The sequence below is a fragment of the Flavobacterium sp. LC2016-13 genome, from assembly GCF_009707955.1.
Lineage (GTDB): Bacteria > Bacteroidota > Bacteroidia > Flavobacteriales > Flavobacteriaceae > Flavobacterium.
Genome location: NZ_WMDQ01000001.1, coordinates 387334 through 401353, shown reverse-complemented (window position 1 = coordinate 401353; position 14020 = coordinate 387334). Strand labels below are relative to the sequence as shown.

Below are 14020 nucleotides of genomic sequence, written 5' to 3'. Positions count from 1 at the left end.
TTTACTATGTCAAAAAAAACAATTTATTTCTTAGTCGGCGGTGCAATAGTTATCATTGCAATATTAGTTGGTCTTTCAAAAGCGGGAGTAATAGGAAATAAGGATGAAGGAAAAGAAGTAGAGATTTCAAAAGTTGTAGCATCAACTATTGTTGAAACCGTTTCTGCAACAGGAAAAATTCAACCCGAAATTGAAGTAAAACTTTCATCAATGGTTTCGGGTGAAATTATTGCATTAAATGTAAAAGAAGGTCAGGTTGTTAAAAAAGGAGATTTATTGGTAAAAATAAATCCTGATTTATATACTTCAGGACTAGACAGATCAGTTGCAAATTTATCAGGAACAAAAGCCAGTTTAACACAGTCTGAAGCAAATTTTAAAGAAGCAAAGGCAAGTTACGAGCGTAATAAAACATTGTACGATAAAGGAGTAATTTCAAAATCAGACTGGGATAAATCAATCGCTACTTTTGAAGTTGCAAAAGCGACAAGACAAAGCTCTTATTATAATGTTCAAAGTGCATCTGCATCTGTAACAGAAGCAAAAGACAACCTTGGACGTACTTTAATTTATGCTCCTGCAGACGGAACAATTTCAGTTTTAAATGTTGAGTTGGGTGAAAGAGTTTTAGGAACGCAACAAATGGCGGGAACAGAACTTTTGAGAGTTGCCAACCTAAACAATATGGAAGTTGAAGTTGATGTAAACGAAAATGATATTGTAAAAATTAAAATTGGAGATGAAGCCAATGTTGAAGTTGATGCTTATTTAAAAAAGAAATTTAAAGGAGTTGTAACCAGTATTTCTAATTCTGCCAGTACTACATTAACATCAGATCAGGTAACTAATTTTAAAGTAAAAGTTCGTATTCTAAAAGAATCATATCAGGATTTACTAGAAGGTCAGCCAGCTGCATATTCACCTTTCAGACCCGGAATGACTGCTACAGTTGATATTATTACAAAAACAAAAACAAATGTTTTGGCAGTGCCAATCAGTTCAGTTGTTGTAAAATCAGATACTACTGCAGTAAAAGATTTTAAAGTTGAAGATCCAAGCGAAGATAAAAAAGCAACACCAAAAAGCGATAAGAAATTCGAATGTGTTTTTGTAAAAGTTGATGATAAAGCTAAAATAACAATCATTAAAACAGGTATTCAGGACGATACTAATATTGAAGTAATGTCTGGCTTAAAACCTGGAGATGTTGTCATTACGGGGCCATATACAACGGTATCTAAAGAATTGAATTCTGGGGATAAAGTGAAGCTTAAAAAAACGGATGCTCCCAAAAAGTAGATCAATAGTATGATTATTGCATTACATGGAGTTCCGGCAGAAATGCTTTTCAGTTTATTAGGTGCTTTTATTACTGTAGTTATTTATTTGATATGGGTGCATTACAGTGTCTATAAGACAGAATATTATAATTATAAATTTAAATATTTTGCAATAGAAAAAAGACTGATTATATATTTAGGCTTTTTATTAGCAAATTTAGGTGTGGCATTTCTGTTATTTTGGTTATTAACCTTTATTTTTGCAACTTCAATTTTTACATAATTTTTTAATAAAAAACACTTTACTACTTTGGCTTTTATTCTCAATATCGAAACCGCGACCAAAAATTGTTCAGTCTCTATCGCAAAAAATGGTGAGACGATTTTATGTAAGGAAATTGCAGAAGAAGGCTATTCGCATGCAGAAAAACTTCATGTTTTTATTGAAGAAATAATCGCCGAAGCCGGAATCACCGTTCAGGATTTACTTGCCATTGCAGTAAGTCAGGGGCCGGGTTCTTATACAGGTTTACGAATCGGAGTTTCGGCGGCAAAAGGATTGTGTTTTGCATTAAACCTTCCGTTAATTGCTGTAGATACTTTGCAAACTTTAGCATCTCAGGCTAAAGTTTCTGTTGGAAAAATTATTCCGATGCTTGATGCCAGAAGAATGGAAGTTTACAGTGCCATTTTTAATTCGAATTTAGAAACCGAAAGACCAATTCAGGCTGAAGTTATTGATGAAAATTCGTTTGCAGCTATTACTGAAACCGTTTATTTTGTTGGCGATTGTGCCGATAAATGCAAACCGGTTTTAACAAAAGATAATTTTGTGTTTTTAGAAGAAATCAAATATCCTTCAGCGTCAGCAATGAGTAAAATTAGTTTTGATAAATATCAAAAAAGCGACACTGTAGATGTCGCTTATTTTGAACCTTATTATTTAAAAGATTTTATGATAGCGCCGCCATCAAAAAAATAATCTTATTTATTTTTGAAGTGTAAAAGGTTGAATAGCAATTCCTGCTTCGTCTAAAGCTGCTTTGCAATTCTCTAAAGTTTCAGAAAAAACAGATCCGTAATTTACATTTTTCGCCCACGGACGCACTGCAAATTCTACAGAGCTTGCCGTTAGGTTTTTTACAAAAACTTCAGGAGCAGGCTTTTTAAGTACTTTAGGATTTTTGTTTAACACATCCAAAAGAATATCCTTCGCTTTTTTAATATCAGAATCATAAGATACGGCAAAGGTCAAATCTGCCCTTCTTTCTCCCTGCATCGAATAATTAATAATTGTTCCGTTAGATAATGCGCCATTTGGTACAAAAACAGTCTGATTATTTCCCGTAAGCATCTTAGTAACAAAAATTTGAATTTCTAAAACCGTTGCTATAACGCCTTGCGCTTCAATTGTGTCTCCAACTTTAAAAGGTTTAAAAACAATAATCAGCATTCCGCCTGCAAAATTAGAAAGCGAACCCTGCAATGATAAACCTACAGCAAGTCCCATTGCTCCTAAAATGGCAACAAACGACGAAGTTTCAATTCCCAGTTTTGAAATAAACGTTACAAATAATAAAACGCGTAAAGCCCATAACAAAATATCAGCAAGAAACTTGGTTAAAGTAGGATCAAGATTTCTCTTAATCATTACTTTTCTAATAATTCTGTTTATTAATCTTATCGCATATAAGCCAATAAATAAAATTAAGATTGCAGAGATTAATTTTGGGGAATAATCAAGCAATACGCCAATAAATCGGGTCGCGTAATTGCTAAGTTGGGTTGAATTCATTTCCATTTTATCAAAATAAAAAAACCTTCTCTGGTGAGAAGGTGGTATTAAAAGTGCAAATATAAAAATATTTATTGCTATAAGAAAAAAAGTAATTTTTTATTCCTTGTCTGTAGTATTATCAACAGCTTCGTCGGTTGCTGTTTTAGTTTCTTCACTGGCGTCAACCACAGTTTCTGAAACCACAGTTTCTGTTTCAGCAGTTTTTTCTTTTGCAGAATCGATTACATCACTTAATGAATCGGAAGCTTTTTCAACATATTCGCTTACAATGTCTTTTGCTTTGCTGGCATATTCTACAGCACTCTCCAATATTGGTTCAGCAGCTTCTTTAACTTTAGCGAAAGTTTCTTCTGCAAAAACTTCTGCTTTATTAATTAAAGGAGCAGCTTCTTCTTTTGCTTGTTCAAAAGTGCTTTCGGCTTTATTTGCCAAATCAGTAGTGGTTTCTTTGGCCGAGCCAAATAAATTTTTAAAGAATGAAGATAATGCCATAGTTCTAGTTTTTGGTTATTAGTTTAGAACAACAATATAACTATTTAGAAGATATGAAAAACGTGTATTTAAAATAATTTATTGAAATTAGAACGATATGCATTAATAAAAAAAAGCGCCTCATTTGAAGCGCTTTTCATATTTTTTAAAGGTGTTTTTTATGCATTTAAAGCTTCTACCTTAATACCTTCATCGTTCAACATGCTTTTTAGCATATTTTCGATTCCGCTTTTTAAAGTAAAAGTAGATGACGGACATCCACTGCAAGCACCCTGAAGAATAACTTTTACAGTTTTGTCATCTTCATTATAAGAATCAAAAGCAATATTTCCACCATCTGCAGCAACTGCCGGTTTCACATATTCTTCCAGGATATTTATAATTTGTTGAGAAGTAACATCTAATTTATCAAAATTTTCATCCTTCGTAACATCATTTTTTGTTGTAACTTCAATTAAACTTTCGTCTAAAACAGTTCCGCCGTTTTCAATAAATTGTTTGATAAAAGTTCTAACTTCTAAAGTGATTTCCTGCCAGTCGTTGATATCATATTTTGTTACCGAAATATAATTTTCATCGATAAAAACTTCTTTTACATACGGAAATTTGAATAATTCTTTTGCTAACGGAGAAGAAGCAGTCTGATCGATATTTTTATATTCAACCGGATTTCTGGTTAACATTCTGCTAACTACAAATTTCAATGCTGACGGATTTGGAGTTGTTTCTCCGTAAACCGTAATAGGTTGTTTTTTAGCTTGATTTTCGTCGATTTTAATAATAACGCCGCCTTTGTCTACAAACGCTGCAATTTGTTCAGAAACAGCATCTTGTACATCATCCCATTCTACAATGCTATATCTTTCTATAGCAATAAAATTTCCTGAGATATAAACTGTTTTTACAAAAGGAAGATAAAATAATTGTTGTGCTAGTGGTGATGCTTGAGCCTCATCGATATTTTTGAACTCAAAATTTTGATTTTGAGTGATGAAATCTTCAAATTCGAACTTTAGGATAGTAGGATTTTGAGTTTCTCTTATAGTGATTTTTGTCATGAGTGGTAATTTTTTACAAATTTAAGAAAGTTATTTTCTACTAATGGCTATATTTGATTTTTTAATAAAATAATTAAGACTCTTTTCAAATTAATCGTATTAAAATAGAAGAGCTGACAATATTTTTAAATATTATTGCCTTTATGAAATTTAGAATCAGGCTTTTATTGTTTTTTTTATTGAACTCCTTTTTTTCTTTTTCTCAAGAAGGCATTCCTGTTTATTCAGATTATTTATCAGATAATTATTATTTAATTCATCCTTCGATGGCTGGTGCGGCGAATTGTGCCAAAATAAGACTAACAGCCAGAAAACAATGGTTTGGTCAGGAAGATGCGCCATCGCTTCAAACTTTAAGTTTTAACGGAAGAATAGGAGAAAGGTCAGGTGCTGGAATTATTGTTTTTAATGATAAAAACGGATATCATTCTGAAAAAGGATTTAAGCTTACCTATGCCCATCATATTATGTTTTCGAGAGATGAAGTCGATTTAAATCAGCTTTCATTTGGTATTAGCGGAGGCGTAATTCAGAGTCAGTTAGATGAAACAAAATTTGGAGGAACTTTTGACCCCATTGTTTTTGGTCAGATCCAGAAAGATTCTTATTTTAATGTAGATATCGGAGCATCTTATAATTATCTTGATTTTTATGCGCATGCTACTGTTCAGGGCGTTCTTGAAACCAGAAGAGAAATTTATACAGAGTATGAAAACGATAATTTAAGAAAGTTTCTATTTAGCGCCGGATATGTTTTTGGCAAAAGAGAAAATATTACCTGGGAACCTTCTATTTTATTTCAGTTATTTGATCAGACGAAAGAAAAATCTATTGATGTAAATTTAAAAGCTTACAAAAACATGGATTTTGGAAGTTTGTGGGCTGCATTATCCTATAGAAGAAGTTTTGATGGTGCACAATATAGAGCCGGAAGCGGAGTAGCTTCGCAAAAACTGCAATATATTACACCTATTATTGGTGTCAATTATAAAAATTTTATGTTTGCTTATACCTATTCGCAAGTTACAGGAGACGTAAAATTTGATACTGGTGGTTATCACCAGATTACTTTAGGAATCAATTTATTTTGTACCAAGGAACGTTACGATTGTAACTGTCCTGCTATTAATTAAACACTTTTTATTATGTTAATTAAATCTGTAAACGGAAAATCTCCAGTAATTCCAGAAGATTGTTATGTTGCCGAAAATGCGACTATTGTAGGTGATGTTACTTTTGGAGATTCTTGCAGTGTTTGGTTTAATGCTGTAATTCGCGGCGATGTTCACTTTATTAAAATAGGAAATAAAGTTAATATTCAGGATGGAGCCATTATTCATTGTACTTACCAAAAACATCCAACTATTATCGGGAATAATGTTTCGATTGGACATAATGCGATTGTTCATGGCTGTACCGTTCATGACAATGTTTTAATAGGAATGGGCGCTATCGTAATGGATAATTGTGTTATCGAAAGTAATTCGATTGTAGCAGCCGGAGCTGTTTTAACACAAAATACGGTTGTGACTTCTGGAAGTATTTATGCCGGTGTTCCTGCCAAAAAAGTGAAAGATATAGATCAGTCTGATTTTGCAGGTGAAATCGAACGTATTTCGAACAATTATGTAATGTATTCCGGTTGGTTTAAGGAATAAATTTAAGAAATCCCAAATAATAAAAATTCCAAATTCCAATGTGTGTCAGCATTCTTGGAATTTGGAATTTTTATTTTGAAAGTTAAAAGCAAATTATAAATTGATTCTTTCGAAGAAAGCATTTTTATAACTTTCACTAATAGGAATTCGTTTATCGCTAATTAAAACTTTATTTTTTTGAATTGATTTTACATGTTTTATATTGATAATATAAGACCTGTGAATTCTTGAAAATCCTTTGCTCGAAAGTAAATTCTCTAACTTTATCAGACTGATTAAGGTCAGGGTAAATTTATTATCAGTGGTGTAAATTTTCACGTAATCTTTTAAGCCTTCGATAAATAAAATATCCGAAAAATTCATTTTTACATTTTCATATTCAGCTCTCACAAACATAAAATCCTGTTCTAATTCAGGAGCAGTTGTATTTTCAGAAATGGCCTGAATTGCTGCAGTCGGATTAAAAATCTGCTGTGCTCGTACTACCGATTTTAAAAAACGATGAAACGGAATTGGTTTTACTAAATAATCAACAGCACCAAGATTAAAACCTTCGACAGCATAATCAGAATAAGCTGTGGTAAAAATAATTAAAGGTTTTTTTTCGATGGTATTTAAAAATTCAATTCCCGAGAAATGTGGCATTTGAATATCCAAAAAGATCAAATCGATATTGGTTTGATTGATAAATGAAACAGCATCAATTGCATTATTAAAAGTGCTCACTAATTCTAATGAATCTACTTTTCGCACAAAATCTTCTAATAATTCAACCGCTAAAGGTTCATCGTCTATAATTACACATTTCATCTGTTTTGGATTAAATTTTTAGAAATTTGTTTCGGCAGTCAAAAGTAGTTTGAAACCAATGAATTAAGTTTTAAAATTTTCATAAAATACTGGTTTTATTACATGTAAATTATGCTTTTACTGTTATAGTTTTGCTTAATGTATAACCATCTGTCAAATTTCCTGTTAATGTGGCTAATTCATCAGATAAACTATCAGAAAAAACATTGTCTCTAGTGTTCGAAGTATCGGCTTGACCGTGAGCAGAATAATTTGTACTTGAATATACTTCGCTGGAAACATTTTCAGGAAAAGCGATTTGTGTCACCAATAATGAAGATCCCGAAGAAGTTAAAACTTCAACATGTACATGCGGCGCTCTGCCTTGATACCAACCAGGGAAAATCGACAGAAATGAAACATTTCCTTTAGCATCTGAAGTTTGTCTTCCTCTTAAAAAATGTACAGATGTATAATCTGTTTGTTGCATGGAAGTGCCGCCATATTCAGAATAATTTCCGTCTTTATCACAATGCCAAACATCGACCAAAACACCTTCTAATGGCGTACAATCTTTAGTTTGATTTTCAATAGTCAAATTGATTAGCAATGCAACTCCAATTCGGTCTGATTTTATGTTTTCTAACACTAACTGACTTGGTGTTTTGATTGGAAAAGGCCCTTTAGTTTCTGAAGGCGAAACAGTACAACTTCCGTCAGAAGAAGATTCTGAACCGTTATCGTCGTTGTCGCTTTTTGAACAGGATTCTAATATTTTTGTAGCAGTTGCTAATGAGGCAATTCCTAAAATACTGTTTCGGATGAATTTTTTTCTGTCCATAAAGTGATATTAATTTATTGACGTTTGAATTTTGTCCAGATTTAAATTTAAATGGACACGATAATATTGATTATCTTGTGTTATGTTGAGTACGTGTGCATTTGGATAAAGCAAATCAAGTCGATTTTGAATGTTTACTAAACCAATTCCTGAATTTTCAGGGTCCTTTACATAATTTTCAATAGTGTTTTCAATCCAGAAATCCAGATTGTCATCTAATATGAAAATCTTAATTTTTACATGGGCTGCCCCTTTATAATCAGTCCCGTATTTAAAAGCATTTTCTACAAATGAAATCAATAATAAAGGCTCTATAAACTTGTTTTTGGTATTACCGTGAACGTTTATTACAATGTCTTCGATATTATTAAGCCTTAGTTTTTGCAGTTCAATATAATTTTGAATATAGTTGATCTCTTTTTCTAAAGCCACCGTTTTGTTATCCGTTTCATACAGCATATAGCGCATTAATTCTGATAATGTCACGATGGCATCAGGGACCAAATCAGATTTCTTGTGTGCCAAAGAATAGATACTATTTAAAGAATTGAATAAAAAATGCGGATTCGTTTGTTTTCGCAAGTATATTAATTCAGTATTTGTTCTATGTGTTTCGGCAATTAATTTATTTTGCTGATTATTATAAAACTCGGTTAATGTTCTAATAATAGCGCTTATTGCAATAATTAAAATATAAAATAAAGAAGGCCCAATTTTAAAAAACAGCGGTTGATGCCTGGTTGCCATTATACCTCTTACTTTTCCGCCTCTATACATGAATCTTACATCCATATTTCCCGGTGGCGGCATGTTTCGTGGCCTTATGTGTTTAAATTCAGGAATAAAATAATTAATCCTGATAACCATAAAAATTATGATTAGCGCAAATACAAAAACAAAGTAAAGCCAATATTTTTTTTCTAAAAGTAAAACCGGAACCAGATAAAAATAATTCAGATAAAACAAAATAATTCCCGTTGCCCATTGTACATAGAAATCATTATTGATACTAAAAGGACTTTCGTAAAATTGAATTAAAGAAGTCAAAATAAAGAAAGTCCATATAATACTATGGAATAAAATTTTGTTAGAGTTTGTATTTTTAATGGCGCCTATATTCATTTAGATTTTTATTTTTAATAAAATTAAATCATTTTTTGTTACCGTAGGCAAAATGCCATCGCGGAGTTTTTTTTCTACTAAACTCCCCACTTTTAATGCATCTTCTTCTGTCGAAAAGCTTTTGGTATCGCTTAAAACCGGAATAACGGATTGTTTGATTACAATTTTATTTTTATAAGCTATTGAATATCCCCAACCTGATGTGGTTTTGAAAGATTCAGTTTTAAATGTTTCACTTTTTTTGCAAGATGCCAAAAGTAAAACAAGCAGGATAAAAAGTAAATTCTTCTGGATTTTGGCCCAGAAGAATTGTTTTTTACTATTAATTATCATCGTCATTTTGTTCCTCTAAAGGTTTAAATTCCCACGCATCATCAAAATAAGTAGAACCTAATCTTCCTAACATATAAAAACCTCTGTTGTTAATTGCAAAACCAACAGCGTCAGTTCTCGAAGCTCCTTCCATAGAAGTTCTTTCAACCCATAAGTCAGTAGTTGGAGTATATTCCCAAATTGTTTTTAAACCTTCACCACCAACTAAATATCCTAAACCGTTTATAGAAAAAGTAGAAGCATTAGAACGAACAATAGTATAATCATCATTGAATGAATCGTCATCATCTTTATCCTGATCGATATCACGTTTTCTTGTCCAAACATCTGCAGCAGGATCAAATTGCCAAAAATCTGCCTGTAAAACACCATTATTAATTCCGGCTACCAGGTAAGCTTTATCGTCAATTATAAAAACAGAAGCATTACGTCTTTTGTTTCCGCTAAAACCATTCATAAGTGTCCATGTATTGGCTTGATCATCATATTGATAAAAATCTTTCAAATAATTTCCATCATAACCAGTTCCAAAATACGCTTTTCCGCCAGCCTGAAAACCTACAGCAGCGTAACGTGCCGTTCCTGCAAAATCCGTTTTTTGAGTCCAACTGTTGCTGGTAGGATCGTATTGGTAAAAATCTTTCAATTTATTTGTTCCATCATAACCAAGCCCTACATATCCTTTATCGTTAAGTGTAAAACTTGAAGCAGAACTTCTTGCAATTCCTGTAAAATCAGCTTTTTGTTCCCAATAATCTCCTGTTGAGTTGTACGCCCATAAATCTTTCAAATACACATCTCCCGTGTAACCAGTTGCTATATAAGCATAATCTCCAATAACAAAACTAGTAGCACTAGATCTTGCAGGTCCGTCAAATGCAGATTTTTTAACCCAGTTTCCTATTAAATCATCTTCGTCATCACTTTTGCTGCAGCCTATAAAAAAGAGGCTCGAAAATAATGCCGCTAATAATATTCCATTTTTTAAATTATTCATAGTGTATTAAATTTATTTATTGTTTGTATTTGATGCCAATTCCCAAAATATATCCGTTCCCGGTATTAAAATCATAGACCTTATGATTATTATCATCAATAAGATTATACGTCTTATTGAAATCGTAACCGGCTTTAAAATTTATAAACCAATTTTTATCAACATTTCGCTCATATTCAAGTGCCGAAGTCATTTGTGATACACTAACTTTTGCAGCATTATTTACCTGATTTAAAGAATTATCTAAGTTGTAAAAATTGCCATTAAAGCTATTGGTTAAACTAAATGCATTTCGAACATTATTCGAATATGAAATCTTAGAATCCGGAAACCCAATTAACAAAGCACTTTTATCATTAACTTTATACTGAAATGATAAAGTTGGAATGAACTTAGGATAACCAAAAATTGCTGTTCTCGAAACACCAATATTAAGGTTTGCCTTTGCGCCAATTTGCTGACTTATTTCAAAACTTCCTAAGAGCGTTATATCAGATGCTTCCAAATTTCTCTGAAAATTAGCTGTTGGCGTTAAAGCAAGATTCAGTTTTGGACTCGAAAATGTATGAGCGATTTCAAATTTGTTTTTTATCTGTACAAATTGATCCAGATTTTCAAATGCTTTAAAGCTTCCCTGTTCGTAATTCACTTTCAAATTCGAATATTCAATGGTGTTCTTTATTTCATTTTTTGAATTAATTGCGGCATTGAAAAATATTCCAATACTTGCTTCATTAAAATCAATTTTGTCAGTGGGCTCTGTTTTTAAATTCATATTAACCGAAAACTTTTCCTGAGCCTTCATGTTCAAAAACGAAATCAAAAAAAGAGAACCTATTAAAAGCCTTATTTTCATTACTTAATTATTGGTTCAAAAGTAGGTGCCTAATGGTTTTAAAAAAAAGAAGATATATGTATGGTGCTTTTTGATAGACTAAATACCGTTTTTTATGGCTGAACCAATTATTTGTTGCCATAAACCTATTGTAGATGTTTTTTTGCTATTTATAGGTGAAAATAGCGAGACTGTATATGTTATAGTGTAATGCAGAATTGTGCCCTATATATTTGTTCAAAAAATACGATTATGCATAAGTTTATATTGATGTTTCTTTTTGCTCTTACAATACTTTCATGTGGTACTGATACAGATTCCGGCGAATTTGTAGTTGGATCTGATTATCTGGCTGTAAATAATAAAGTAATTTTAATTGATACCGTAACAGTTGATCTTTCTACTATAAATTTCGACTCATTGGTAACATCAAATCAGAGCCGGATTTTAGTTGGTAATTATGAAGATCCGATTTTTGGAAAAATAAAATCAGAAAGTTATTTTCGATTATCTTCAAGTAATTATAATTTAATTAATAACGGTTCTGATACAGAAGCGGTTAATTATGTTTTTGATTCTATATCGATGATCTTAAGATATGATAACTATCATTATGGAGATACAACAAAAGTGCAAACATTTGATATTCATAGAGTCCTGCAAACCATTAAGCCAAAAACAGATGATGTTAGTTTTTATAATAATTCGACTCTAACGTATGGCTCCGAAAGTTTGGGCAGCATATCTTATAAACCAAGGCCTGTAGAAAAGGATTCTATTAATATAAAAATGGATCCTGTATTTGGTGAAGCTCTTTTTCAGAAAATAAAGAAAAAAGAAGTCACTGATCTTGATAGTTTTACGGAATATTTAAAAGGACTTGTTTTAGTTCCTTCGACATCTAATTCTTCTAGTGTTATTGGTTTTAACACAAGTACAAGCGTTGTTAGAATGTATTATTCTAAATATCAGGGTGAAGATGAGAAATCGTATTTTATAGAATTTAGTATTGGAGATGCAACTAAGCAATTCAATTCGATTTCGTCTGATAAGACAGGAACACTCATTCAAAATTTGCCTATTTCAAGCAGCAAATTATCCAGTTCGCTAACCAACCGACAGGGATTTATTCAATCAGGCGCAGGAGTTGCTTGCCGGATTGATTTCCCTAATATAAAGCAGCTCAGGTATATTGCTGATAAAGGCACAATTGTCGATGCCGAACTGATTTTAAAACCAGTTACCAATACGTTTTCAAAAGAATATCCTCTGGCAGATTCTTTAAGTATTTATGTCGCTGATAATTTAAATAGAATTAGCAGTGTATTATTAAATTCGGCAGGAGCTACGGTTTATGGAAGATTAAATCAAAAAACGGATGAGTTTAATGAAAATATTGGATACTCAATTTCTGTAGGCGGATTTCTTCAAAAAGAAGTGACGAAACAATCAGATTCGAGATCTTCTCTTATTCTAACATTGCCAGGAATTTCTAAATCTGTCAACAGAATTGTTTTAGGAGATCAAAAACATTTGAACAATAAAATTCAGTTGAAAATTTATTACATCTCATATTAATGAAAAATAAAATAGCTTTTTTAAGTTGCTTCATTTTAATGTCGTTAACTTCATTTTCTCAAAGTATTTCAAGTTCACCTTATTCATTATATGGTTTAGGGAGTTTGTATGATTCAGATTTTGGTTCAATTCCTTCTATTGGTTCTTCGGGAATGGCCTTACCATCAAGTATATTTATTAATAATCTGAATCCTGCTTCATTAGCGTATCTTCCTTTAAATCATTTTATGTTTGATGTTGGAGGCAAAGCTATTGCGACAACTTATGAAAGTGGTTCAAGGTCTGAAAAACGTAATAATTTTCAATTCTCGCATATTGCTTTTGCTTTTCCTGTTACAAAGAATTCAGGATTTAGTGTGGCTTTAAGGCCTTACTCTAGTGCTGCTTTTAAAATTTCTAATTTAAAATTACCCATAATTGATAGTCAGGAATATTATTATTTAACGGCAGCAGGTTCTGGCGGATTAAATAATTTTGACTTTTCGTATGGATATCGATTTGGTAAAAAATTAGCAATTGGTGCTACAGCAACAGTGTTGTTTGGAAATACCTCAGATGACAGGGCTTATTTAATTTCGAATTCAGTTACATCAATTAGTAAAAAAACAGATTACAATGGCGTGCGGGCAACATTAGGAGCTCAATACAAAATAGATTCTACTTTTACGATTGCCTCAACTTTCAAAGCTCCAGCAAGATTAAAAGCGGCAAAGGTGCAAACAGTTCAAACGATAACCAACGACGTCGTTACTACTGTTGAATCTAATGTTGCTTCAGATACAGATGATTATTATATGCCTTTGGAGATTGGAGTAGGGATTAGCAAGCGTTTTAAAAATAATCTAAACCTGACAATGGATTATGAAAAAAGCTTGTGGAATAGTACCAATCAATCTGAACTGTATGGTAATTTTGTTAATCAGGATAGATTTGCGTTCGGTTTTACTTATAGTGCCAAAAAAGATGTTCGAAGATATCTGGATCGTATTCAATATAGTGCAGGCGCCAATTTTGATACTGGTTATCTAGAAGTTGATGGAAAAAGAATCAATAACGCTTCTATTTCTTTCGGGCTTTCATTACCAATAGACAACACTTATTCAGCGTTGAATATATCGTATTCTTATGGGCAAAAAGGAAGAATTTCAGATAATCTGATCAAAGAAAATTATCATAAAATCTCACTTAATTTATCTTTAGACGGAATTTGGTTCGTCAAGCGAAAATTTGAATAACGAT

16 protein-coding genes are annotated in these 14020 nt (G+C 32.0%); 7 read left to right on the top strand and 9 right to left on the bottom strand.

The features are described from left to right. The first annotated feature begins 6 nt into the window (after positions 1–6). The 3 genes from GKZ86_RS01830 to tsaB are packed head-to-tail and all read left to right on the top strand — an operon-like array spanning position 7 to position 2262. Entirely contained in the window at positions 7–1299 is a 1293-nt protein-coding gene (locus GKZ86_RS01830; protein ID WP_154781424.1) for an efflux RND transporter periplasmic adaptor subunit, read from the top strand. Between the two features lie 9 nt (positions 1300–1308). Then, positions 1309–1563 carry a hypothetical protein gene (locus GKZ86_RS01825; protein WP_154781423.1) on the top strand — a complete coding sequence of 85 codons (255 nt, stop codon included), beginning with the start codon at positions 1309–1311 and terminating at the stop codon, positions 1561–1563. A 27-nt stretch (positions 1564–1590) separates the two neighbouring features. Next, positions 1591–2262, top strand: coding sequence for a tRNA (adenosine(37)-N6)-threonylcarbamoyltransferase complex dimerization subunit type 1 TsaB (tsaB, locus tag GKZ86_RS01820; RefSeq protein ID WP_154781422.1), 672 nt, complete (start codon positions 1591–1593; stop codon positions 2260–2262). A 6-nt stretch (positions 2263–2268) separates the two neighbouring features. Here the strand turns inward: tsaB and GKZ86_RS01815 are convergent, their stop codons facing one another. From GKZ86_RS01815 to GKZ86_RS01805, 3 genes are all read right to left on the bottom strand, one after another. Beyond that, on the bottom strand, positions 2269–3081 hold the full coding sequence (locus GKZ86_RS01815; protein WP_154781421.1) for a mechanosensitive ion channel family protein: 813 nt from the start codon (positions 3079–3081) through the stop codon (positions 2269–2271). Between the two features lie 93 nt (positions 3082–3174). Continuing rightward, positions 3175–3570, bottom strand: a complete 396-nt coding sequence (locus GKZ86_RS01810; protein ID WP_154781420.1) for a YtxH domain-containing protein — start codon at positions 3568–3570, stop codon at positions 3175–3177. A 158-nt stretch (positions 3571–3728) separates the two neighbouring features. Beyond that, complete coding sequence (locus GKZ86_RS01805; protein ID WP_154781419.1) at positions 3729–4628, bottom strand: NifU family protein; 900 nt, start codon at positions 4626–4628, stop codon at positions 3729–3731. A 143-nt stretch (positions 4629–4771) separates the two neighbouring features. Between GKZ86_RS01805 and GKZ86_RS01800 the strand changes: the two genes are divergently transcribed. Both GKZ86_RS01800 and GKZ86_RS01795 read left to right on the top strand, forming a co-directional pair. Next, positions 4772–5761, top strand: coding sequence for a type IX secretion system membrane protein PorP/SprF (locus GKZ86_RS01800; RefSeq protein WP_154781418.1), 990 nt, complete (start codon positions 4772–4774; stop codon positions 5759–5761). Positions 5762–5773: 12 nt separating this feature from the next. Continuing rightward, positions 5774–6286: a gamma carbonic anhydrase family protein gene (locus GKZ86_RS01795; RefSeq protein ID WP_154781417.1), complete on the top strand. Its 513-nt coding sequence runs from the start codon at positions 5774–5776 to the stop codon at positions 6284–6286. Between the two features lie 93 nt (positions 6287–6379). Here GKZ86_RS01795 and GKZ86_RS01790 read toward each other — a convergent pair whose 3' ends face one another. From GKZ86_RS01790 to GKZ86_RS01765, 6 genes are all read right to left on the bottom strand, one after another. After that, positions 6380–7096: a LytTR family DNA-binding domain-containing protein gene (locus GKZ86_RS01790; protein WP_154781416.1), complete on the bottom strand. Its 717-nt coding sequence runs from the start codon at positions 7094–7096 to the stop codon at positions 6380–6382. A 109-nt stretch (positions 7097–7205) separates the two neighbouring features. Continuing rightward, positions 7206–7916 carry an intradiol ring-cleavage dioxygenase gene (locus GKZ86_RS01785; protein ID WP_154781415.1) on the bottom strand — a complete coding sequence of 237 codons (711 nt, stop codon included), beginning with the start codon at positions 7914–7916 and terminating at the stop codon, positions 7206–7208. A gap of 9 nt (positions 7917–7925) precedes the next feature. Beyond that, complete coding sequence (locus GKZ86_RS01780) at positions 7926–9038, bottom strand: sensor histidine kinase (protein WP_154781414.1); 1113 nt, start codon at positions 9036–9038, stop codon at positions 7926–7928. Next, positions 9039–9377, bottom strand: a complete 339-nt coding sequence (locus GKZ86_RS01775; protein WP_228526610.1) for a DUF4907 domain-containing protein — start codon at positions 9375–9377, stop codon at positions 9039–9041. Next, complete coding sequence (locus tag GKZ86_RS01770) at positions 9361–10368, bottom strand: kelch repeat-containing protein (RefSeq protein WP_154781413.1); 1008 nt, start codon at positions 10366–10368, stop codon at positions 9361–9363. The genes GKZ86_RS01775 and GKZ86_RS01770 overlap by 17 nt, the downstream gene beginning before the upstream one ends. Before the next feature lie 16 nt (positions 10369–10384). Next, complete coding sequence (locus GKZ86_RS01765) at positions 10385–11224, bottom strand: DUF6268 family outer membrane beta-barrel protein (RefSeq protein ID WP_154781412.1); 840 nt, start codon at positions 11222–11224, stop codon at positions 10385–10387. Positions 11225–11455: 231 nt separating this feature from the next. Here GKZ86_RS01765 and GKZ86_RS01760 point away from each other — a divergent pair, with 231 nt between their 5' ends. Both GKZ86_RS01760 and GKZ86_RS01755 read left to right on the top strand, forming a co-directional pair. After that, positions 11456–12781 carry a DUF4270 family protein gene (locus GKZ86_RS01760; RefSeq protein WP_228526611.1) on the top strand — a complete coding sequence of 442 codons (1326 nt, stop codon included), beginning with the start codon at positions 11456–11458 and terminating at the stop codon, positions 12779–12781. Continuing rightward, positions 12781–14016, top strand: coding sequence for an aromatic hydrocarbon degradation protein (locus GKZ86_RS01755; RefSeq protein ID WP_154781411.1), 1236 nt, complete (start codon positions 12781–12783; stop codon positions 14014–14016). The genes GKZ86_RS01760 and GKZ86_RS01755 overlap by 1 nt, the downstream gene beginning before the upstream one ends. Positions 14017–14020 lie beyond the last annotated feature (4 nt).

Bases quoted from the DNA above. Each gene is read 5' to 3' on its own strand.
- GKZ86_RS01830 (WP_154781424.1), top strand. From the start codon at position 7: ATGTCAAAAAAAACAATTTATTTCTTAGTCGGCGGTGCAATAGTTATC.
- GKZ86_RS01825 (WP_154781423.1), top strand. From the start codon at position 1,309: ATGATTATTGCATTACATGGAGTTCCGGCAGAAATGCTTTTCAGTTTA.
- GKZ86_RS01815 (WP_154781421.1), bottom strand. From the start codon at position 3,081: ATGGAAATGAATTCAACCCAACTTAGCAATTACGCGACCCGATTTATT.
- GKZ86_RS01810 (WP_154781420.1), bottom strand. From the start codon at position 3,570: ATGGCATTATCTTCATTCTTTAAAAATTTATTTGGCTCGGCCAAAGAA.
- GKZ86_RS01805 (WP_154781419.1), bottom strand. From the start codon at position 4,628: ATGACAAAAATCACTATAAGAGAAACTCAAAATCCTACTATCCTAAAG.
- GKZ86_RS01800 (WP_154781418.1), top strand. From the start codon at position 4,772: ATGAAATTTAGAATCAGGCTTTTATTGTTTTTTTTATTGAACTCCTTT.
- GKZ86_RS01795 (WP_154781417.1), top strand. From the start codon at position 5,774: ATGTTAATTAAATCTGTAAACGGAAAATCTCCAGTAATTCCAGAAGAT.
- GKZ86_RS01790 (WP_154781416.1), bottom strand. From the start codon at position 7,096: ATGAAATGTGTAATTATAGACGATGAACCTTTAGCGGTTGAATTATTA.
- GKZ86_RS01785 (WP_154781415.1), bottom strand. From the start codon at position 7,916: ATGGACAGAAAAAAATTCATCCGAAACAGTATTTTAGGAATTGCCTCA.
- GKZ86_RS01780 (WP_154781414.1), bottom strand. From the start codon at position 9,038: ATGAATATAGGCGCCATTAAAAATACAAACTCTAACAAAATTTTATTC.
- GKZ86_RS01775 (WP_228526610.1), bottom strand. From the start codon at position 9,377: ATGACGATGATAATTAATAGTAAAAAACAATTCTTCTGGGCCAAAATC.
- GKZ86_RS01770 (WP_154781413.1), bottom strand. From the start codon at position 10,368: ATGAATAATTTAAAAAATGGAATATTATTAGCGGCATTATTTTCGAGC.
- GKZ86_RS01765 (WP_154781412.1), bottom strand. From the start codon at position 11,224: ATGAAAATAAGGCTTTTAATAGGTTCTCTTTTTTTGATTTCGTTTTTG.
- GKZ86_RS01760 (WP_228526611.1), top strand. From the start codon at position 11,456: ATGCATAAGTTTATATTGATGTTTCTTTTTGCTCTTACAATACTTTCA.
- GKZ86_RS01755 (WP_154781411.1), top strand. From the start codon at position 12,781: ATGAAAAATAAAATAGCTTTTTTAAGTTGCTTCATTTTAATGTCGTTA.